At 44.3% G+C, this 21,022-nt stretch carries 18 protein-coding genes and 1 pseudogene; 1 reads left to right on the top strand and 18 read right to left on the bottom strand.

The features are described 5' to 3' along the window. Positions 1-87: 87 nt before the first annotated feature. From NSA57_RS09005 to feoB, 15 genes and pseudogenes are all read right to left on the bottom strand, one after another. Positions 88-1,428 (bottom strand): sensor histidine kinase, encoded by a 1,341-nt coding sequence (locus NSA57_RS09005; protein ID WP_257464639.1) that lies wholly within the window; start codon positions 1,426-1,428, stop codon positions 88-90. Then, a pseudogene (locus NSA57_RS09000) lies at positions 1,421-2,118 on the bottom strand (response regulator transcription factor). The gene NSA57_RS09005 and the pseudogene NSA57_RS09000 overlap by 8 nt, the downstream one beginning before the upstream one ends. A gap of 21 nt (positions 2,119-2,139) precedes the next feature. Then, on the bottom strand, positions 2,140-2,943 hold the full coding sequence (locus NSA57_RS08995) for a C39 family peptidase (protein ID WP_257464638.1): 804 nt from the start codon (positions 2,941-2,943) through the stop codon (positions 2,140-2,142). Then, positions 2,906-3,757 (bottom strand): CPBP family intramembrane glutamic endopeptidase, encoded by an 852-nt coding sequence (locus NSA57_RS08990; protein ID WP_257464637.1) that lies wholly within the window; start codon positions 3,755-3,757, stop codon positions 2,906-2,908. The genes NSA57_RS08995 and NSA57_RS08990 overlap by 38 nt, the downstream gene beginning before the upstream one ends. Positions 3,758-4,065: 308 nt before the next feature. Continuing rightward, positions 4,066-5,889, bottom strand: a complete 1,824-nt coding sequence (locus NSA57_RS08985) for an acetyl-CoA carboxylase carboxyltransferase subunit alpha (protein WP_257464636.1) — start codon at positions 5,887-5,889, stop codon at positions 4,066-4,068. Then, a complete protein-coding gene (locus tag NSA57_RS08980) occupies positions 5,886-7,241 on the bottom strand; it encodes an acetyl-CoA carboxylase biotin carboxylase subunit (protein ID WP_257464634.1) in 1,356 nt (451 codons plus the stop codon). The genes NSA57_RS08985 and NSA57_RS08980 overlap by 4 nt, the downstream gene beginning before the upstream one ends. A gap of 9 nt (positions 7,242-7,250) precedes the next feature. Beyond that, the gene (gene fabZ, locus NSA57_RS08975) at positions 7,251-7,679 is read right to left on the bottom strand and encodes a 3-hydroxyacyl-ACP dehydratase FabZ (RefSeq protein ID WP_257464633.1); all 429 of its coding nucleotides are present in this window, start codon (positions 7,677-7,679) and stop codon (positions 7,251-7,253) included. 13 nt (positions 7,680-7,692) lie between these two features. Then, a complete protein-coding gene (gene accB / locus NSA57_RS08970) occupies positions 7,693-8,175 on the bottom strand; it encodes an acetyl-CoA carboxylase biotin carboxyl carrier protein (RefSeq protein WP_147599533.1) in 483 nt (160 codons plus the stop codon). Positions 8,176-8,294: 119 nt separating this feature from the next. Next, positions 8,295-9,533: a beta-ketoacyl-ACP synthase II gene (gene fabF / locus NSA57_RS08965; RefSeq protein ID WP_147599438.1), complete on the bottom strand. Its 1,239-nt coding sequence runs from the start codon at positions 9,531-9,533 to the stop codon at positions 8,295-8,297. Next, positions 9,530-10,279: a 3-oxoacyl-[acyl-carrier-protein] reductase gene (gene fabG / locus NSA57_RS08960; protein ID WP_173752791.1), complete on the bottom strand. Its 750-nt coding sequence runs from the start codon at positions 10,277-10,279 to the stop codon at positions 9,530-9,532. The genes fabF and fabG overlap by 4 nt, the downstream gene beginning before the upstream one ends. Before the next feature lie 316 nt (positions 10,280-10,595). Beyond that, positions 10,596-11,522, bottom strand: a complete 927-nt coding sequence (gene fabD, locus NSA57_RS08955) for an ACP S-malonyltransferase (protein WP_257464632.1) — start codon at positions 11,520-11,522, stop codon at positions 10,596-10,598. A gap of 125 nt (positions 11,523-11,647) precedes the next feature. Then, positions 11,648-12,586, bottom strand: coding sequence for an enoyl-[acyl-carrier-protein] reductase FabK (gene fabK, locus NSA57_RS08950; RefSeq protein WP_257464631.1), 939 nt, complete (start codon positions 12,584-12,586; stop codon positions 11,648-11,650). Between the two features lie 111 nt (positions 12,587-12,697). Next, positions 12,698-12,922, bottom strand: a complete 225-nt coding sequence (gene acpP / locus NSA57_RS08945; protein ID WP_138270439.1) for an acyl carrier protein — start codon at positions 12,920-12,922, stop codon at positions 12,698-12,700. A 44-nt stretch (positions 12,923-12,966) separates the two neighbouring features. Further along, the gene (locus NSA57_RS08940; RefSeq protein ID WP_257464630.1) at positions 12,967-13,959 is read right to left on the bottom strand and encodes a beta-ketoacyl-ACP synthase III; all 993 of its coding nucleotides are present in this window, start codon (positions 13,957-13,959) and stop codon (positions 12,967-12,969) included. A 218-nt stretch (positions 13,960-14,177) separates the two neighbouring features. Next, on the bottom strand, positions 14,178-16,529 hold the full coding sequence (gene feoB / locus NSA57_RS08935; RefSeq protein ID WP_178709265.1) for a ferrous iron transport protein B: 2,352 nt from the start codon (positions 16,527-16,529) through the stop codon (positions 14,178-14,180). 420 nt (positions 16,530-16,949) lie between these two features. On the opposite strand from feoB, the gene NSA57_RS08930 reads away from it, so the two are divergent. Next, a complete protein-coding gene (locus NSA57_RS08930; RefSeq protein ID WP_257464629.1) occupies positions 16,950-18,617 on the top strand; it encodes an alpha-glucosidase in 1,668 nt (555 codons plus the stop codon). Between the two features lie 87 nt (positions 18,618-18,704). On the opposite strand, the gene NSA57_RS08925 is transcribed toward NSA57_RS08930, so the two are convergent. The 3 genes from NSA57_RS08925 to NSA57_RS08915 all read right to left on the bottom strand — a co-directional run bounded on the left by NSA57_RS08925 (position 18,705) and on the right by NSA57_RS08915 (position 20,818). After that, positions 18,705-18,830 (bottom strand): hypothetical protein, encoded by a 126-nt coding sequence (locus NSA57_RS08925; RefSeq protein ID WP_257464628.1) that lies wholly within the window; start codon positions 18,828-18,830, stop codon positions 18,705-18,707. A gap of 21 nt (positions 18,831-18,851) precedes the next feature. After that, a complete protein-coding gene (locus NSA57_RS08920) occupies positions 18,852-19,796 on the bottom strand; it encodes a tRNA dihydrouridine synthase (RefSeq protein ID WP_257464627.1) in 945 nt (314 codons plus the stop codon). Between the two features lie 635 nt (positions 19,797-20,431). Beyond that, positions 20,432-20,818: a DUF6483 family protein gene (locus NSA57_RS08915; RefSeq protein WP_257464626.1), complete on the bottom strand. Its 387-nt coding sequence runs from the start codon at positions 20,816-20,818 to the stop codon at positions 20,432-20,434. Positions 20,819-21,022: the final 204 nt, after the last annotated feature.

The following is a 21,022-nucleotide window of genomic DNA, read 5'->3' as shown; positions in this document are numbered from 1 at the left end:
AATGTTGTTTTTGTTTCGATGGGGACAGTTTATAAGAAGAAGTTTAAATAAGCCTTAGAAAAAATAAATTTGTCAAATGAGCATTTATCATTCAGTCAGTCCTTTGTCGTTTCCATGCTTCTGTATAACAGAATACGGAAAATGCAAAATCATGCAATATTTCCTGTCCTTCTGTAAGACTTCCAAATATCCCTGCATATGTTCCATCATAACAGATATATTCTGTAACCCGATACCCGTTTTATGGGCTGTCTGCTCTGTCTGAGCAACTGTATTTCTGATCAAAATACCAGTGTAATTTTCTTCATAAAGAATCTGTACCTGGATGGGATTATTTCTGCTGGCATACTTTTCAATATTGGAAATAATATTATTCATGATTCTTCCAAATAAATCTGTATTTATTCGCACAGCAGCAGGATTCCATTCAAGCATTTCCGTATCTACTGTAAATCCTTCATCTTCCAGCAAAACACATAATTCAGAAAGATAATCTCCAAATGCACTGAATATGTCTTCAGGTTCTTCCAATTCAACCTTATGCTGTGAATTAACAAAAAAATATTCAAACATCTGGTCTGACAAATTCCTTATCTGAATCACCTTATCCAGAGACTTTTGAATATATTCATCTGTAACAATTCTGTTTTTCTGCTGTTTTTTAAGAATTTCCAGATAGGTCATCAGTCCTGTTAAAGGTGTACGAAGGTCATGAGACATTCCCAGAACAAGTTTTTCCTGTGCCGCCCGCAGTTCCTGTTCTGACTGCTCTTTTTGTATCAGAGTCTGCCTCATTCTTTCCAGTCCCCCTGCCAGCTGAGCCAGCTCATCATTGCCTGTTACTGTAACATGTTCCTGCAGATTTCCCTTACTGATAACATCTACTTCTTCTTTCAGACACTGAATGTATTTTAAATCCTCCTGCATTTCATATGAAAATATACCTGTACACACAACAAAACCCACAATTACAGAAATTCCTGCCAGAATATCATAATATTTATCTGCAAATCCCTCATAAAGATAAACATCTGCATTCCCATCCGCGAATTTTATTTTGTGAAATATTTTCCAGGAAAAATCAGTGATTTCTCTGCTTCCCGGAGTGAGAATACCATCATATGAAACATCAAACAACAGCCACTTATCTCTGGAAACTGTAAATTCACGAATATTTCTCTGAACCGCCCATTGTTTCAACTGTTTATAATCTGTAGCTTTTAAACACTTTTTATCCACATAATTCTGAAGTTCCTCTGCTCTCTGGCTCTCCCTTTTATAAATATAGCCTGTATTAAAAAAGAACTGCTGCAGGCAGCCCTTTCCTCCAAAATACAAAAGTCCCATAACGAACAGACCTGCCAGCAGTCCTCTGACTAAACGCCGGACCATTTTTCCAGTCAGACTGTCTTTATAGATTCTACCCAAAACGATACCCCTTTCCCCACACAGTCTGTATCATTTCAGGCTTCTGAGGATCTTCTTCTATTTTGGTCCTCAATCTCCTGATATGAACCATAACCGTATTCCCGGAAGAATACAGAAAAGGCTCCTCCCATAAACTCTCATACAGATTTTTTACAGAAAAATCTTCTGTGGATTTTCCATCATCAGCAAAAGCAGTCTGTATTCCATTTCTCTGAGATGAATTTCCTCTCCCTCACGGTAAACCTCATTATACTGTGTATTTACCTTAAGCTTGCCATATTCCAGCCACTGTTCTGTTTTTTTCTCTGTCTTCAGCGGCTGACTGTAAACACAATATCTGCGAAGAAGAGCTTTCACTCTTGCCAGAAGCTCCGCGTAAGAAAACGGTTTTACCAGATAGTCGTCCCCTCCGGCCATCAAACCGATCAGTTTGTCTGATTCCTGCCCTTTAGCAGTCAGAAACAATACCGGAACATGAGAAGTTTTTCGAATTTCTTCACATGTCTTTATACCGGAGATTCCAGGCATCATAATATCCAGTATAATCAGATCTGTTTCTGCTGAAAGCTTTTTCAGACACTGGAATCCATCCTCTGCCTCCTGCACTGTATAACCTTCTCCCTCCAACAGAATTCTTACGCCCTCCCGGATCGCTTCATCATCTTCCACAATTAAAATATGATTTTTCATTGTATCCTCTTATCCTGCGTTTTACGCTGCATACACCCATATTTGCTGCCATTGAGAAGAAAGTGTTGCATAATCCCATTTTTTTGAACTGTTCGTATAACTGAAAGGGTCATTTACACAAAATCCATCCGATGTATAATCATAGATTACAATAAAATGTCCCTGTGCAGAAAAATCCCCAGGTCCCATAGCACAGATAATCATATTTCCATCCTCAAGCCGTTCTTTCAGTTCCCACTGTTCCAGAGAAGCAAACTGAGAAGCAATTACCCCATACGCAGACGCACACTCATTCATAAAAGACCAGGCTGTTCCAGTTCCCATTATGTAATATCCGCCTGTCATTGCCTCTTGTGCCAGAATATCCGGCAATGCATCAGAATTTCGCGTCAAACTGTATATGACCATTGCCATGCAAGTAGGACCGCATCCGGATATCCCAATGTTGCTCTGTCCATATGACCGATATCCCCATCTTTCGTCCCATTGAATAAACAACGGGTATTTCTTCAGTTTTTCTCTGAATGTAAGCCCTGCTTCCTGTGCAGTCTGTTCCCCCGGATATTTTTTCACAAAATCCAACATTTCCGGATTTCGTTTCAGATCTTCCAGAAGAACAGAGAGATAAACATCTGAATGTTCAAATATTTCTTTCCACTCATTACTGTTTATTATCTGGTTCCTTTTTGTTTCTGTCAATACCAGGCTGTCATCTCTTTCTGAAATTATAAATATTCCTGTCAAAATAACAATCAGAAAAACAGAATACCAGATGATCTCTTTCCTTTTATTCTTTTTCTGCTGCTTTCTTTTCCTTTTTCTCATAATATTTTACCATTATTATAATCACGATAAAGCCAACTACTGCAGGAAGCGCCGCGGTAAAGCCAACCGCTCCGTTAATTCCGGTCAGTAATGGGTTTTTCGTACTTACTGTATAGGTCCACATAGCTGAAAAATTCTGTTCCATATCAATATGCAGGATCTGGCTCTCTCCTGACAGGACATTATACATTCCATGTATAACAACTGCAGACCATATGGAACCGGACTGAAGTGTAACAAGCGAAAGAGCATATCCAATAATTCCAACAGACACGATCAGCAAAACAACCTTTTTCCAATCTGAACTGTCAATATACTCCAAATGATACAAAGCAAATAAAATACTTGAAATAAACACTGCTGCTTTCTTTCCAAAAGCACTTTGCAAGGTACTCAAGATCATTCCCCTGAAAACCATTTCCTCTGTAACTGCAGGCAAAATTCCAAGAGATAAAACAGAAAGGGTCAGAACATTTATCAAATCTTTCAGTTTAAGATTTTGTGAAGCAAAAGTTCCTTTTACAAAAAGAAGATAAAAGCAGCATATTGCCAACGGCATAATAACTGCTGTAATACACCATTTTCTTTCCGGGAAAGGTTTCCCCAATCGAAGATCCTGCATTTTTATCTTCATAATATATCTGGTATATAAATAAAAAGCAGCCAACAGACTGGAAATATTCAATGCCACATACAAAATACGTGCCCAGGGATTTGTATCACATATGTCGTAAGCTACTGTAAGGCTGAATTCCGATGTCAGAACCAGCATGATCCATGCAGCCACAACATGGACGATTGATTTTATTCTCATAAAGTACCCCTTTAACTTATAAGATGGTTATAAGATAACATATATTTCTTACAGTATGTCTTAACAGGTTCTTAACTTTTCTTAACTATTTCACATGGATCCGGTCACAACCTGGCAGACCAATTTTATTTCCCGGAAAGATTGTTACAAAATACCCTGCTTTAACAGCAAATAAAAAGCAGCTTTATAGCAGACCTCTGTATCATCTGTTATAAAACCGCTTTTCGTTTCGGCTTATCCTGTGTATTTCTATAGCATCCGGCTTTTCATATCGCCGGAGCTTCCCCGGTTCTCCCCCGGCAGAGATCTCAGAACTTCCTGAATCTCTCATATCGCTTTTCCAGAAGTACTTCTTCAGAATAATTTCTGTATTCTTCCAGAAAATCTGTTATTTCCTTGTCCAGAATATCTGTCACCTGATAAAGTGTCTGTTCACTGTATCCCTCTGGTTCACAGATCATTTTCTCAATAATTCCCTGAGAATAAAGATCAGCCGCAGTGAGCTTCATTACCTCTGCCGCCTCTTTTGCCTTTGTGCTGTCCTTCCATAAAATACTGGAAAATCCTTCCGGTGAAAGAATGGAATAGACTGCATTCTCAAGCATCCATACCTGATCTCCTGCTGCCAGAGCAAGCGCCCCTCCGCTTCCTCCCTCACCTGTAATTATGGTAAGTACCGGAACCGTCAGGCCGGCCAGTTCCATGAGGCTGTCTGCAATGGCTGCTCCCTGTCCTCTCTCTTCTGCCTCAATACCACAGAAAGCTCCCGGAGTGTCTACAAAGCAGATCACCGGTCGGCGAAATTTTTCCGCCTGCTTCATCAGCCGCAGCGCCTTCCGATACCCCTCCGGCATAGGCATACCGAAGTTTCTGTGTATGTTTTCCTTTGTATCGCAGCCCTTTTCCTGAACGATCACTGTTACCGGCATCCCGTGAAAAGCAGCAATCCCGCCGATCACTGCAGGATCGTCTCCGTATTTCCGATCTCCGTGCAGCTCCATGAAATCCGTGAACAATGACTTAATGTAGCTGCTGCCCGAAGGTCTCTCCAGTTTCCTGGAAATCTGAACACGCTCCCATGCCGTATGTTCCGTCCTGCTGTTCTGGCAAAACTCTTTTTCACAAAATGAGTCTGATGTCTCCTGTGAAAAAATATGCTTCTCTCTGTCGGCTGTACCTACGTTATCAGACAGCTTCACTTCTGCCGCTGATCTGTTATTGATCTCCTGTACTTTATCTGAGCCCGGCAGATCAGTTCCCTCTGTCTTTCTTTTTCTACCATGAAGCTTCAAAAGCTTTGTCAGGGTTCTTTTCAGATTTTCCCGTTCCACGATTTCGTCCAAAAATCCATGCTCCAGGAGAAATTCTGCTCTCTGGAAGCCTTTGGGAAGCTTCTGGCGAATTGTCTGCTCGATCACTCTGGGACCTGCAAATCCGATCAGGGCTCCCGTCTCCGCCAGTATCACATCTCCCAGCATGGCAAAGCTGGCTGTGACGCCTCCCGTAGTAGGCTCGGTCAGAACAGAAATATAAAGAAGTCCCGCGTCACTGTGCTTTTTCAGCGCTGCCGAAGTTTTTGACATCTGCATAAGAGAAGTAATTCCCTCCTGCATTCTGGCGCCACCGGAACAGGCAAAAAGAATCACCGGAAGCTGTTCCCGGGTGGCACGCTCCACGGCTCTTGTAATTTTTTCGCCTACAGCCCAGCCCATACTTGCCATAAAAAAACGGCCGTCGCACACACCGATCACTGCTTCCCGACCGTTGATACGTCCCTTTCCTGTAACAACAGCTTCCTGAAGCCCTGTTTTCTCCCTTACAGAATTAAGCTTTTCTTCATAGCCCCGGTATTCCATTGGATTTCCGCCAACAAGATCTTTGTCCCATTCCTCGAAGCTTCCCTCGTCTGTAATCATACGGATTCTTGTATATGCATGGATCCTGAAATATCCGCCGCATTTCGGACAGATATAGTTTCCGTTTTTTACATCCTCGGTGACGATTGCCGCTCCGCACTTATTGCATTTGCGCAGAAGTCCCTGAGGAACCTCAGGCTTCAAAGTACCGGTGTGCTTTACGCTCTGTTCCCTGTACAGACTTTTTGTTTTTTTGAACATATTTTCCAGCTTCATGCTCCATTACCTCTGCCTTCCATTCGTTCAATAAATTCCACATCTGTATTTCCGGTAAGAAAATCCGGATGATTCAGAATTTCATACTGATAATCTACATTTGTGTCGATTCCTTCTATGATAATCTCCCCAAGAGCGCTCTGCATTTTACGAATCGCCTCATCCCTGTTTTTTGCCCACACGATCAGCTTTGCGATCATAGAGTCATAATAGGGCTGGACTGTATAACCGCTGTACACTGCAGAGTCGATCCGGATTCCCTTGCCTCCGGGAAAGTACATATCTGTAATGGTTCCGGGAGAAGGACGGAAGCCTTTTTCCGGATTTTCCGCATTGATCCTGCATTCAATGGCATGACCTGTAATATGGATATCCTTTTGTCTGTAGGAAAGGGGCTGTCCGGATGCAATACGGATTTGTTCTTTTACAAGATCCACCCCTGTGACCCACTCTGTAACAGGATGTTCTACCTGGATCCGGGTATTCATTTCCATAAAATAAAAGCTTCCGTCCCTGTCCAGAAGGAATTCAATGGTTCCGGCATTCACATAGCCGCAGGCCTTTGCAGCCTTTACTGCAGCCTCTCCCATTTTTTTGCGCAGCTTATCTGAAATAATCTCACAGGGAGACTCCTCGATCATTTTCTGATGATTTCTCTGAACAGAACAGTCCCTCTCTCCCAGATGTATCACATTTCCCTTCTGATCTGCAAGAATCTGAAACTCAATATGTCTGGGCTTCCTGACAAAATGCTCCACATACATGGTATTGTCGCCAAACGCCATCTGAGCTTCCTTCTGAGCCGTATGGAAGCTTTCTGCAAAATCATCCGGAGAATCTGCAGTTCTCATTCCTTTTCCGCCGCCTCCAAGAGCAGCCTTGATAATCACAGGATAGCCGATTTTTTCTGCTTCTTCAAATCCTGCCTCTGCTGTATAAATTGCTTTCTCGCTTCCCGGGATCACCGGAACACCGGCTGCAGCCATGGTATTTTTGGCAGCCTGTTTATTGCCAAGACTTGCGATCACATGAGAGGGAGGCCCGATAAAAGTAATGTGACACTGCTCGCACAGCTCTGCAAATCTGCTGTTTTCTGACAGAAATCCAAATCCCGGATGAACGGCATCCGCACCTGATACAATGGTCGCACTTATGATATTTTCCATACTGAGGTAGCTCTGAGAAGAAGGCGCCGGGCCAATACAGATAGCTTCATCTGCAAGCTGTGTGTGCAGAGCTTCCCTGTCAGCTTCTGAATAAACTGCCACTGTCTCAATTCCCATTTCCCTGCATGCACGGATGATCCGCACTGCAATCTCTCCTCTGTTTGCTATCAGCACTTTTTTTATCATATTTACCACCTACCCGATCATAAAGGTCAGTTCCGCATCTGCAACAACTTTTCCGTCCACGCTGGCAACTGCATGTCCGACCCCTACAGGCCCCTTGCACTTAATGATCTTCGTTTCAAGCTTCAGCTTATCTCCCGGAACAACCTTTCCCCGGAAGCGGCAGCTTTTTATTCCGCCGAAATATGCAGTTTTTCCCCTGTTTTCCTCTTTGCTTAAAATAGCCACCGCGCCGGTCTGGGCAAGAGCCTCCACGATCAGAACACCCGGCATCACCGGTTCCTGAGGAAAATGACCTCTGAAAAAATCCTCATGAAAGGTCACACATTTATATCCTGCCGCAAACTCTCCCGGCTCATAGTCCTCTATGTAATCTATAAGAAGAAACGGATGTCTGTGAGGAAGAATCTCTTCAATTTCTTTAATTCCCAAATGCTTCATGCTGCACCTCTTTTTATTTTATTCTGAAAAGGGGCTGTCCGTACTCTACCATCTGGCCGTTTTCCACCAGAATTTCCGTCACGGTTCCCTCATATTCACTTTCAATTTCATTCATCAGCTTCATGGCTTCCACAATTCCCAGAGTTTTTCCTTTTTTCACTCCGTCTCCCACTGCCACAAAGGGCTCTGCGTCTTCTGAAGGAGCCGCATAAAAAGTTCCCACAAGGGGAGATTTTATCAGTTTTCCTTCCCGGGCTTCCCCATTTCCGTCCATTACTGCTTCCGGCGCCTGCCGGGTTTCTGTGTTTTGTGTTAAAACAGACGGTACGCTTTGTACATTCTGATTCTGCGGGGTTCCCTCCATTGGAAGGACAAGCTCTGTTTTTGGCGTTTCCCTGACAAAACGAAGGGTGGTACCGTTTTCTTCATACTGAAATTCTGTCAGTTCAGAGTCCGACACAGCCTTTATCAACGTAAGAAGATTATCAAATTCCATACTTACCTCTTTCTTGCTCACTGTTTCTGAGCATCCAGGTATCCTTTTATGGATTACCTCTTTTCTGCTCATGGTTTCTGAGCATCCAGGTATCCTCTTGAGGATTACCTCTTTTCTGCTTAATCGAATTTTTTTATTAACAGTGTGGCGTTATGTCCCCCAAATCCCAGGGAATTGCTCATAGCGTAACGGATTTCCTTTTTCACCGGGGCGCCAAGTACATAATTCAGATCGCAGCCTTCTCCCGGTGTTTCGGTTCCAATTGTCTGGTGGATAAAGCCTTCCTGAAGCTCCTTTACACAGGTGACAAGCTCTGCGCCTCCTGCTGCGCCAAGCAGATGTCCGATCATGGATTTTGTGGAGTTTACCAGAACCTTTTCCGCCGCTGCGCCAAAGGCAAGGTGAATGGCTCTTGTTTCAAAAAGATCGTTATGATGAGTGCTTGTTCCATGAGCATTGATATATTCCACTTCCTCCGGACATACGCCTGCTTCTTCCATGGCAAGGCTCATTGCCTTTGCGGCTCCGCTTCCGTCCTCAGCAGGAGAGGTAATGTGATATGCATCCGCTGTAGCCCCGTAACCGACTACCTCTGCATAAATTCCCGCTCCTCTTGCCCTGGCATGCTCCAGCTCCTCCAGTACCACAATGCCTGCGCCTTCGCCAAGAACAAATCCGTCTCTGTCTTTGTCAAATGGAACAGATGCCTTTAAAGGGTTGTCCGTTTCTGTAAGAGCAGTCAGTGCGTCAAATCCTGCAACTCCCGTAGGACAGATACAGCTTTCCGCGCCTCCTGCCACCATAATGTCCGCGTCTCCGTACTGGATCGCCCGAAAAGCATCTCCAATGCTGTGGGTTCCTGACGCACAGGCAGTCACCACGTCTGTACATTTTCCTCTCAGGCCAAGCTCAATGGAAACATTTCCTGCAGCCATATTGGAGATCATCATAGGCACCATCAGAGGAAGCGCACGGCCGGGTCCTTTCTGAGTGATTCTGTCATAGCAAAGCTCCACCTGACGGAGATCTCCAACTCCGGAACCAATGATAACTCCCGCCCGGAAAGCATCTTCTTCCTTCATATCCAGCCCGGAATCCTCAAAAGCTTCTTTGGCTGCCGCAACTGCATACTGAGAAAAAAGAGCCATACGTCTTACCTGTTTGGGTTCCATATACTTTTTAGGTTCAAAGCCTTTTACCTCAGCTGCAAGCTTTACCTTATAGCCCTGGGCGTCAAATCTGGTGATCGATCCGATTCCCACCTTTCCGGCACAGATCCCCTGCCAGAACTCCTGTACATTGTTTCCTGTGGGCGTCACTGCTCCCAGCCCTGTAATTACGACTCTCCGCCTGCTCATATTACCATTCCTCCGTCAACCTGAACGACCTGTCCGGTAATGTAAGAAGCATCTTCTGATACAAGAAATGCCACTGTCTTCGCTACATTCTCCGGCTTTCCAAAATGCCCCAGGGGAATCTGTGCCGCAGAAGCCTCTTTCACAGAATCAGGCAGGATCTGAGTCATTTCTGTTTCTATAAATCCCGGAGCCACTGCGTTTACTGTAATTCCTCTGGATGCCAGTTCTCTTGCCGCTGTCTTTGTAAGTCCGATCACACCTGCTTTGGACGCCGCATAATTTGCCTGTCCTGCATTTCCGGCAATTCCTACCACAGAAGCCATATTTACAATTCGTCCGCTTTTCTGTCTCAGCATCTGTCTGGAAACAAAGCGCAGCATGTTAAAGGTTCCTCCCAGATTCACATCGACTACGCTGTCAAAGTCCTCCCTGGACATCCCCATCAGGAGCCCGTCTTTTGTGATTCCTGCATTATTTACAAGGATATTTATTTTTCCGTATTTTTTTACAATATCTCTGACAGCCTGTTCACAGGCTTTATAATCCGCAACATTCCACTGTAAAGCTTCTGCACAGCCGCCGTTTTCTTCAATTTCTTTTTTTACTTTTTCTGCCCGGTCAGCTGAACCGTTATAATTAATAATCACAAAAATTCCTTTTGCTGCCAGCTCCAGAGCAACTGCTCTTCCAATTCCTCTGGATGCGCCTGTTACTACAGCTACCTGCTTTTCTGTATACTCCGCCATGTTTCCCCTTTCCTGCAATCATCCACTGTCTGTTTTATTATTCTGAATAAATATGTCCTCAAACTCACCTGTTCTGCATGCTTTTTCCTGTATAGCTGTACAAATCGCCCAGCGCTTATACATACCGCATTACTGCTTCCATGCCTTTCGGAAATTACATGTCCCCCTCCACTGGTTCTGTTCCCCTCGGAAATTACATGTCCTTCCCGCTGTTTCTGTTCCCTTCGGATGTTACATGTCCTCTCCTCTGCTTCTGTTCCCTTCGGATGTTACATGTCTCCTCCGCTGGTTCTGTTCCCTTCGGAAATTCTGCCGATCACTGCTTCAGCAGTTCCCCGCATACAGTTTCCGCTTCTTCCCAGGTACTGATCCGGTACATATTTACATTTTTATCTATTTTTTTCATAAAACCGCTGAGGGTTTTCCCCGGGCCAATCTCCACAAAGGTGTCAATTCCCTGCGCGATCATTGCTCTCATGCTCTGCTCCCAGCGAACCGAAGAGCTTACCTGTCTCACCAAAAGTTCTTTTATGGCTTCCCCGCTCTTCACCACTTCCGCTGTCACATTTGTCACATAGGGAATGTCCGGATCCTTAACAGAAACCTTTTTCAGAACCTCTTCCAGCTTTTCTCCTGCCGGTTTCATCATTGGAGAATGAAAAGGACCGCTGACCTTTAAAGGAAGTACCCTTCTGGCCCCGGCTTCTTTAAGAACTGCAGCCGACTGTTCCACTGCTTCCTTTTCCCCTGTGATCACAATCTGTCCGGGACAGTTATAATTTGCAATAAAAACACCTTGAAAATCATGAACAGTTCTTTCCACCGCTTCTCCGTCCATTCCAAGAACAGCGGCCATAGCTCCGGTTCCTTCCGGAGCCGCATGTTCCATAAATATCCCTCTGGCGCGGACAGTGCGGACCGCATCCATATCGCTCATGCTGCCTGCTGCTGCAATCGCACAGTATTCACCAAGGCTTAAACCTGCTGTCATTTCCGGATAAAGTCCTCTTTTTTCCAGTTCACGAGTAATAGCAAGACAGGCTGTAACCATAGCCGCCTGAGTATATTCTGTTTTGTCCAAGAGGTCATTTTTCTGAAAACAGATTTCCCGGACATCAAAATCCAGTATACTGGAGGCTTGATCAAAAACAGCCTTTGCCTCCTCGCTTTTTTCATAAAAATCTCCTGCCATTCCCACTTCCTGGGCTCCCTGTCCGGGATAAAGAAATGCAATCCTGCTCATACTGTTCCGCTCCATTTCCTAAATATCATGTTCCTGTTCCGCCTGCTCTCTGCAAAAAATCCTTTTACTGTTTCCTTTGTTCACAGAATAGTATCATGCGGACAGTTACGAAATCTCTTTAACATTTATTCCTGCCATGGCTTCCTGATCATTAAATCCTCAGCCCTGGAAACCATTCTGCTGATAATCTCCCTGCAGGAAAGACTTTCCTTTACAAGTCCGGCGCTCTGGCCTGCCATCAGACTTCCGTTTCTGGTATCGCCGTCCTGCACTGCTTTTCTTAAGCCTCCAAGTGTAAGTGCTTCAAGAGCCTCAAAATCAGCCCCGCTTTTTTCCATTTCCAGATATTTTCTGGACATGTCATTGCGCAAAACCCGGATAGGATGACCCGTTGTGCGTCCTGTAACACGGGTATCAATATCCTTTGCCCTTAAGATACTGTCTTTATAATTCTGATGGATCACAGACTCACGGGAAGCCGCAAAAGCAGTGCCGACCTGCACGCCTTCCGCTCCCAACATAAACGCTGCTGCCATTCCTCTTCCATCTGCAATGCCTCCGGCAGCGATCACCGGAATCTCCACTGCATCCGCCACCTGCGGTACCAGTGTCATTGTAGTAATCTCTCCGATATGTCCTCCGGCCTCTGTTCCCTCTGCCACAACTGCATCTGCGCCGCAGCGCTCCATACGTCTGGCCAGAGCAGTGGAGGCGACTACCGGAATCACCTTCACCCCTGCCGCTTTCCAGTCTGCCATATATTTTTCCGGGCTTCCGGCTCCTGTTGTAACAATGGGAACCTTTTCTTCCACAATGACTTTTGCCACCTGACCTGCTTCCGGGCTCATGAGCATAATGTTGACTCCAAAAGGTCTGTCAGTCATTTCTCTCACCTTTTTGATCTGCTCTCTTACCCACTCTGCAGGGGCTGCGGCAGCCGCGATCAGTCCAAGACCTCCTGCGTCTGACACTGCAGCCGCCAGACTGGCCTCAGCCACCCATGCCATACCGCCCTGGATCACAGGATATTCAATTCCCAATAATTCTGTAATTTTTGTTTTCATAATAAATCCTCATCTGAATCATCACCGGTTTTGAAAGCTGCGGCTTACAGCCTTCAAGCATTTTTGTATACTCTTATGATTTCTTTGTTTTGCAAAATATCAGCCCGAAGGTTACTTATTCTCTTCCAGGTATGCTGCCGCAGCGCCTACGGTTGTTATTTTTTCCAGATCTTCGCTTGGAATCTCTACTCCAAATTCCTCTTCCAGGGCCATTGCCAGCTCAAAAAGATCAAGGGAATCTGCATGAAGATCCTCTGTAAAAGAAGTGTTCTCTGTAATGCTTTCTGCTTCTGCTCCAAGTGTTTCTGCTGTGATCTCAATAATTTTCTGTAACATAATAATCTCCTTTTCTGCTATATCGCTGATTTTTGAATTTATTTTTAAATACCCCATTCCAGTACAGATGCCCCCCAGGAAAGCCCTGCCCCAAAGCCTGCCAGAACAAGCTTCTGGCCTTTTTTCAGCTTTCCGTTCCGGTTCATTTCATGGAGAAGTATGGGGATACTTGCCGAGGAAGTATTGCCATATTCCTGAAGATTCATGGGAAACCTTTCAATTCCCATTCCCAGTCTCCTGGCTGCTGCTTCTACGATCCTGCGGTTTGCCTGGTGAAGAATAAACCAGTCAATTTCTTCTGTTTTTAAATTGTTTTTTCCCAGTACCCGGCGGATCGCTTCCGGAACACTTCTGACAGCAAACTGAAATACTTCCCTTCCGTCCATAAACAGATACTTCTCTGATTTCAGGGCTGCGCTCCCGGCTGTTTCCGTCTGCGGCTCCCTATTCAGACTGCTTTTCACTGCCGGACAGGTCAGAGCCTCTCCGCCCCGTCCGTCTGACCGGGCAAAGGAAGCATAATTCCTGCCTTCCCGGGCGCACAGCATCACAGCCCCCGCCCCGTCTCCGAAAAGAATACAGGTTCCCCGGTCTTTCCAGTCAACGATCCGAGAAAGTCTTTCGCTTCCCACAACAAGAATGTTTTTATAGATTCCTGACGATATGTAGGCCTGCGCAGTCTGATATGCAAACAGAAATCCACTGCATGCCGCATTCAGATCAAAGCCTGCCGCCTGATAAAGTTCCAGTTCCTTCTGTATCCCGCACGCAGTGCATGGAAAAATCTGATCCGGTGTGGAAGTCGCTGCTATGATCAGATCTACTTCATCGGAACTGATGCCTGATTCCTCTATTGCCTGCCGGGCTGCTTCCGCCCCCATAGACACGGTGGTTTCTTTTTCCGCAATGTGTCTTCTGAGTACCCCGGTACGTTCCCGTATCCACTGATCACTGGTGTCCACAAATTCTGCGATTTTATGATTATCCAGAACTCTTTCCGGCACACAGGCGCCAGTTCCGCAAATCACACCTTTCATGATCTGCCCTCCTTTTTTCGGAACCTGATCACGATTCCGTTTGGGTTGTTATTTGTTTTGAATATTTAATATTTTGATTATCAAAGTATAATCCTGTAAATAAAGAATGTCAAGAAAAAAATAAAAAGACACTGCAGAATATTTATATCTTATCCGCAGTGTCTTGCATTTCGATTATTCAGTTTTTCTTTCAGGAAATCACAAATCCTTTATTTTTATCAGATAAAAATTCCTGCGATCATGTAGACCACAAAAGCTGCGATCCATGCGATCACGCACTGTCCGATCACAACACCTGCCGCCCATTTTCCGCCCAGCTCACGCTTGATAGCGGCAACTGCTGCCACACATGGGGTATAAAGCAGGCAAAATACCAAAAGGCTTGCTGCTGCCAGAGGTGTGATGGCTGCAAGCAGGGCTTCCGTACTTCCAAAAAGAACTGAAAGTGTGGAAACAACGCTTTCTTTTGCCATAAATCCGGTAATCAAAGCAGTAGATATCCGCCAGTCTCCAAATCCCATAGGTCGGAAAATCGGAGCAACAACACTTGCTGCCATGGCAAGAATACTGTCTTTTGAATCTGTTACAACATTCAGATGGATATCAAAGGTCTGTAAAAACCAGATTACAAGAGTAGCGATAAAAATAACGGTAAACGCTCTCTGCAAAAAGTCTTTCGCCTTATCCCACAGCAAATGTCCTACGTTTTTTGCTCCCGGCATACGGTAGTTCGGAAGCTCCATAACAAAGGGAACCGCCTCTCCGCTGAACATGGTACGGCGCAGCAGAAGCGCCATCAGGATCCCCATAACAATGCCGCCAAAATACAGAAGAATCATAACCAGCGCGCTGTTTTCCGGGAAAAAGGCTGCTGCAAAAAATGCATAAATGGGAAGCTTTGCAGAGCAGCTCATAAAAGGTGTAAGAAGAATTGTCATTCTTCTGTCCCGCTCTGAGGGAAGAGTTCTGCTGGCCATAACTCCGGGTACAGTGCAGCCGAATCCGATCAGCATAGGCACAATGCTCCGTCCGGAAAGCCCGATCTTTCTCAGCAGCTTATCCATTACAAAGGCAACCCTTGCCATATATCCACTGTCCTCCAGAAGAGACAGGAAAAAGAACAGGGTCACAATAACAGGGAGAAAACTCAGCACACTTCCCACACCATTAAAAATGCCGTCCATCACAAGAGAATGAAGCACACTGTTTACATGAGCCGCTGCCATAAGCTGATCAATAGCTCCGCCAAGAGCCTCAATTCCCATATCAAGAATACCGGAAAGGAACGCTCCGATCACTCCGAAGGTCAGGTAAAACACAAGGGCCATAATTCCCACAAAACAGGGGATCGCCGTATATTTTCCAGTAAGTATCCGGTCTATCTTTGTACTTCTGATATGCTCCTTGCTCTCTTTGGGCTTAATGACTGTCTCATCGCAGATTTTTTCAATAAAATCAAATCGCATGTGCGCAATGGCAGCCGCACGGTCCAGTCCCCGCTCACTTTCCATCTGCTTTACAATATGCTCCAGCATCTCTTTTTCATTCTGGTCAAGCTTCAGTTTTTCAAGGATCAGCTGATCCCCCTCTGCAAGCTTGGCTGCTGCAAAGCGTACCGGAATCCCGGCTTCCTGTGCATGGTCTTCGATCAGATGCATAATGGCGTGAAGGCATCTGTGAACAGCTCCTCCGTCATCATCCGCATCACAAAAGTCTATTTTTTCCGGCTTTTCCTGATATTTTGCCACATGAAGAGCATGGGCTACCAGCTCGTCAATTCCCTCATTTTTTGCTGCGGAAATAGGAACTACAGGGATTCCAAGCATTTCCTCCATCCGGTTGATAATGATCGAACCGCCGTTTTCCCTGACCTCATCCATCATATTCAGGGCAAGAACCATGGGAATATCCAGCTCCATCAGCTGCATGGTAAGATAAAGGTTCCGCTCAATATTTGTGGCATCCACAATATTAATAATACCTCTTGGATGCTCATTCAGTACAAAATTCCTTGTTACGATTTCTTCGCTGGAATACGGAGACATGGAATAAATTCCCGGAAGATCTGTTACCAGGGTATTGCTTTTTCCACGGATCGATCCATCCTTTCTGTCCACAGTAACACCTGGGAAATTTCCCACATGCTGGCTGGAGCCGGTAAGCTGATTAAACAAAGTTGTCTTTCCGCAGTTCTGGTTTCCTGCCAGTGCAAAGGTAAGCATTTCACTGTCCGGAAGGGGATTTTCCGTTTCCTTAAAATGAAATTTTCCGCCTTCTCCCAATCCCGGATGAGGGATGGAATGGCTGTTGTTTTTCTTTGATGTCTCTCCCTTTTCTCCTGCGTCCCTTACATTTTCTATTTCAATTTTATCCGCATCAGCAAGACGAAGTGTAAGCTCATAGCTGTGGATACGAAGTTCCATGGGATCTCCCATAGGAGCATACTTCACCATAGTCACATCTCCCTTTGGGATCAGCCCCATATCCAGGAAATGCTGTCTGAGAGCGCCTTCTCCGCCTACAGAACGTATTGTTGCCGTCTTTCCGATCGGCAGATCTTTTAACGTCATCTGACTGTTCCTCTTTTCATTTCATAGTCTTTATTGTTTGTCATAGAAAACTTTATGACAAATATCACTGTTTGTCAATAGAAAACCCTCTGTTTCGACGGATTATTTCAAATTGTCATTACTGTTTACGACCTTCACAGCAACCTGGTCAAAATGCATTCCAAACTACCCTCGATGATAGCTGTATGTCTCGGACTTTTGGCATATATATGCCAAAACACCTCGCAGGATAGTGACGTATGGACAGTAACAGATTGTCTGCAACCGTAAAATTCTGACTTGTATAACACAAAATTTTGACAGAATGACCAGTGCATTTTTCCAACCCATGCCTTATAATAAATCCCATACTAAAATAAGGCCGCCACAAGCCTAATGGCTTTCGGCAATAAGTATTCGCATGAACTGAGGAGGACGATTATGAAACGTAAATGGTGGCACGATAAGGTTGCCTATCAGATTTACCCAAAAAGCTTTTTTGATTCCAATGGCGACGGAATCGGAGATATTCCGGGTATTATATCAAAGCTTGACTATCTGAAAGAACTTGGAGTGGACATTGTATGGATTTCACCCTGCTATCCTTCCCCAATGGCAGATCAGGGTTATGATATTTCAGATTATTACAATATTCATCCCGCTTTCGGTACCCTGGATGACATGGACAGACTTCTTACTGAAGCCCGGAAAAAAGACATGTACATTCTTCTGGATCTTGTTGTCAATCATTGCTCTGACGAGCATGAATGGTTTGAAAAAGCCTGTGCAGATCCCGAGGGAAAATACAGCAATTTCTTCTACATTGAGGACCGAAAAGAAGGACAGCTACCCTGTAACTGGCGCAGTTACTTCGGCGGTTCCGTATGGGAGCCTCTCCCCGGACATCCTGACAAACAGTACCTGCATCTTTTCCATAAAAAACAGCCGGATCTTAACTGGGAAAACCCGGACGTCCGGGAAGAAGTTTACAAAAATATCAACTGGTGGCTGGATCGCGGTCTCAGCGGCTTCCGCATCGATGCCATTATCAATATTAAGAAAAAACTCCCCTATAAAGATTATGCTTCTGACCGGGCAGACGGACTTTGCACGGTTGACAATATGCTTGCAGAGGCCCGGGGTGTAGGAGAATTTCTGGGAGAAATGAGGGACCGTACCTTTGGTCCGCATGAGGCTTTTTCCGTAGGTGAAGTCTTTAATGAAAAGGATGAAGAGCTCCCTGATTTCATTGGAGATAACGGATATTTTTCCAGTATGTTTGACTTTGCTCCTGTTGTTTTCGGCGCAAGCAGCAAGGGCTGGTACGACCGTAAAGCAATCACTCCTGATGATTATAAACGCTGCTGCTTCCACTCTCAGAAGCGTGTGGGAGATATCGGATTCCTCTCAAATATTATTGAAAATCATGATGAACCAAGAGGTGTCAGCCATTATATTCCAGAGGGTGAAGTAAGCATTTACAGCAAAAAAATGCTTGCTGTCATGTATTTTATGCTTAAGGGTCTGCCCTTTATTTATCAGGGACAGGAAATCGGAATGGAAAATATGAAGTTTTCCTCTATTGATCAGATTGATGATATCAGCACCATTGACGAATACCATGTGGCGCTGAATGCAGGCTGTACCAGAGAAGAAGCACTGAAATGCATTTCCATTTACAGCCGGGATAATGCACGTACACCAATGCAGTGGGACTGCACGGAAAATGCCGGTTTTACCTCCGGTACCCCGTGGCTTTCCGTGAACCCGAATTACCGTGAAATCAACGTAAAATCACAGCTGAACGATCCTGATTCTCTGCTGTCTTTTTATAAAAAACTGACTGCTCTTCGCAAAAATCCTGACTATAAAGAAACCATTGTCTACGGCGACCTGATCCCTTATCTGGAAGATCAGCATAACCTGATGGCGTATTTCCGAAAGGGTGAAAAAACACTGCTGATTCTTGGAAACTTCCAGACAGAACCTCAGGATATTCCCCTTCCGGGCCAGTGCAAAAAAGTACTGCTGAACAACTATCCGGAGACAGATATTTCCGAAAACATTCTTCATTTAAAGAATTATCAGGCTGTCATTCTGGAACTGTAAAAAGCTCCAATATTTTATAAAACGCCTCATTTCTATCCCCTGATCAGGAAAGAAATGAGGCACTTTATTTCTCTTTTTATACAATTCTTACTCTGCCATATCCAGTGCAGTTGTTCCATTTTTGCTTATCTGATATCCTCCATGAAGAAGCTTCCGCTCCGAAAATTGTTCCGGTTTTTCTTCATCTTCTACGGTCAGAATATACATCCCCATGATGTTGCCTCTCCGGATAGATCACAAAATTAAATCCTGCTCCCGGAACAGATTTCCGACCCATATCCTGTATTCACTGATATGCTGAGACTTTCGGATTTTTTTCATATAACGCTCCGGATTTGTAAATGAGGTTCCAAGATATGCCCAAAGCTCCTTCATTTTATACAGGGTGTTCCTGTCTCCTGACATATAATCCATATATCCTTTTAAAAGCTCCTCATGAAATCCAAAAAGTTCCTCTTTATACCGGCTGCTGTCTTTTTTGTCTCCATTGCGGATTTCCTCTGCCAGCCACGGTTTTTTCAGAATTCCTCTTCCGATCATAACCTTTTCCGTACCGGGAAACCTCTGTACAACTTTTTCATAATCTTCTTTGCATACAATATCCCCATTATAGCAAAGCGAATGCCTGCTGCTTTCCTCCGCTTTTTTAAAAGCCTCCCAGTGAATCGTATTCTTCTTGTACTGATCTGTTTTCAGCCTGGGATGTATGATAAGCTCCTCCAGAGGATATTTTTCAAAAATTTCCAGAAGCTGAGGCCACTCCTCCTCATCCTCCACTCCAATTCTTGTTTTTATGGAAACAGTCATTGGACAGGACTCAAAAATTTCTTCCAGAAAGCGGTCCAGTTCCTTCGGAAGCGCCAGGAAGCCGGAGCCTCTGTTTCTTGATGTAACTGTGGGAGAAGGACAGCCCAGATTCAGATTCACCTTATCATATCCATACTGTCTGATTTCTTTTGCAATCGCAAGAAAATCCTCTGCCCTGTTTGTAAGGATCTGAGGAATCAGTTCCATTCCTTCATTATTTTCCGGAAGAATATCTCTGATTTCCTTCTGATTCAAACGCCTGCTCATAATAAACGGGGCAAAATAACGATCCATATTCCCAAAACATTTATGATACGCTTTCCGGTAAATATATCCGGTGATCCCCTCCATAGGTGCCATATAAAACTGCATATATCAAATTCCTTATCTGTGATTTATTTTTACAACCTGTATTATATCGTTTTGTACGGTTTGTATTACTGTTCACGCGGCTCTATCCCGCGAGGTGTTATGGCATGTATATGCCAAAATCCCGAGACATACAAGCCAAAGTTTCATTGCCGCAGGCAATCTTAAATGAATTTTGGCTCGTTGCTGTGAAGGTCGCGAACAGTAATCGGTTCGTACCCTTGTTTCCAGGCTTCCAAAAATCATTTGCATTATTCCATTTTCTGCTCTATAATATATTTAAAGGAATAACCGCCCACAAGGGGTTGACCTGTTTAAAAGCGTACACAGAAAATGCCACCCTAAACTCGCCAAAGTTCTGAGGGTGGTCTTTCTATGCTTTAAATCATTATCGACAGAACGTAAAAACGAATGTCAGCAATGCAAGAATGAACATTCCAAAAGCCATAAGGTCTTTAAAATCAAAATGTTTCATCAGCACCACCCCCATTCTATGTAAGAATAGAGGTCAGCCACCCTGTAACACGGTTATTCCGTTTCCATATCATAGCATATTCGCATATTTTATTTCAATGTTTATTCTTCTTTATTCACCGCAAGTTTTTTACATTTTTCGACATTTTATGTGGCTGATATTTTTACAGGATCTCTGTGCGGAAGGCTTCCGCAATCCCGCTTAATCCATATCTGTCTGCCAGATCCTGGATTCCTGTCATGATTTCCTCCCGGCTGAAATTATGCTCCTCCAGAAATTCATCCGTTTTTCCATTCAGACTGTAATAAAACAGCAGCCCTGTTTTCAGCCTGCTTCTGTCTCCGTCACAGGTCATTTCATAAAGCTGATTTTCTGCCTCATCTATCTTCCCTTCCTCTGTTAAAGCTAGCAGCTCTTCAAGTTCAGCCCTTTCGTTCTCATCTTCAATAACCGCAGGTGTCAGCTCCTGTGCATCCACCTGAAACAGCATTTTCATCACTGCACGTACCATTTCCCGTATCTGTCTGAGTATGTAATCATCCTGAAGCATAATGTAAACTCCTTTCAGCGTCTATGATAGTTTTTTCATAGAGTATCATAAATGCTGAATTTATTCTACAGAATTTTTATTTTATCAGAAATACCTATTAGATTTGCAATAACTGAAAATATATTAGCTTGAGTTTCCGCAAAATGTAATTTCAAAATGAATAGAATCTCCTAAAGTGTCAATCTGCCGATTTTTGAAATTTTA

The sequence above is a fragment of the Blautia caecimuris genome (genome assembly GCF_024622975.1).
Classification (GTDB): Bacteria; Bacillota; Clostridia; order Lachnospirales; family Lachnospiraceae; genus Blautia_A; species Blautia_A caecimuris.
Note: the sequence above shows the minus strand (reverse complement) of the source record. Positions and strands in the feature narration are given on the sequence as shown.

Excerpts from the sequence above, each read along its gene's own strand:
- NSA57_RS08995 (WP_257464638.1), bottom strand. The coding sequence starts at position 2,943 with ATGAGAAAAAGGAAAAGAAAGCAGCAGAAAAAGAATAAAAGGAAAGAG.
- acpP (WP_138270439.1), bottom strand. The coding sequence starts at position 12,922 with ATGTTACAGAAAATTATTGAGATCACAGCAGAAACACTTGGAGCAGAA.
- NSA57_RS08940 (WP_257464630.1), bottom strand. The coding sequence starts at position 13,959 with ATGAAAGGTGTGATTTGCGGAACTGGCGCCTGTGTGCCGGAAAGAGTT.
- NSA57_RS08925 (WP_257464628.1), bottom strand. The coding sequence starts at position 18,830 with ATGGGGATGTATATTCTGACCGTAGAAGATGAAGAAAAACCGGAACAA.
- feoB (WP_178709265.1), bottom strand. The coding sequence starts at position 16,529 with ATGACGTTAAAAGATCTGCCGATCGGAAAGACGGCAACAATACGTTCT.
- accB (WP_147599533.1), bottom strand. The coding sequence starts at position 8,175 with ATGGAATTTGATAATCTTCTTACGTTGATAAAGGCTGTGTCGGACTCT.
- fabF (WP_147599438.1), bottom strand. The coding sequence starts at position 9,533 with ATGAGCAGGCGGAGAGTCGTAATTACAGGGCTGGGAGCAGTGACGCCC.
- NSA57_RS08920 (WP_257464627.1), bottom strand. The coding sequence starts at position 19,796 with ATGCAGTTTTATATGGCACCTATGGAGGGGATCACCGGATATATTTAC.
- NSA57_RS08985 (WP_257464636.1), bottom strand. The coding sequence starts at position 5,889 with ATGAAGCTGGAAAATATGTTCAAAAAAACAAAAAGTCTGTACAGGGAA.
- NSA57_RS08980 (WP_257464634.1), bottom strand. The coding sequence starts at position 7,241 with ATGATAAAAAAAGTGCTGATAGCAAACAGAGGAGAGATTGCAGTGCGG.
- fabD (WP_257464632.1), bottom strand. The coding sequence starts at position 11,522 with ATGAGCAGGATTGCATTTCTTTATCCCGGACAGGGAGCCCAGGAAGTG.
- fabK (WP_257464631.1), bottom strand. The coding sequence starts at position 12,586 with ATGAAAACAAAAATTACAGAATTATTGGGAATTGAATATCCTGTGATC.
- NSA57_RS08990 (WP_257464637.1), bottom strand. The coding sequence starts at position 3,757 with ATGAGAATAAAATCAATCGTCCATGTTGTGGCTGCATGGATCATGCTG.
- fabG (WP_173752791.1), bottom strand. The coding sequence starts at position 10,279 with ATGGCGGAGTATACAGAAAAGCAGGTAGCTGTAGTAACAGGCGCATCC.
- NSA57_RS08930 (WP_257464629.1), top strand. The coding sequence starts at position 16,950 with ATGAAACGTAAATGGTGGCACGATAAGGTTGCCTATCAGATTTACCCA.
- fabZ (WP_257464633.1), bottom strand. The coding sequence starts at position 7,679 with ATGAAGCATTTGGGAATTAAAGAAATTGAAGAGATTCTTCCTCACAGA.
- NSA57_RS08915 (WP_257464626.1), bottom strand. The coding sequence starts at position 20,818 with ATGCTTCAGGATGATTACATACTCAGACAGATACGGGAAATGGTACGT.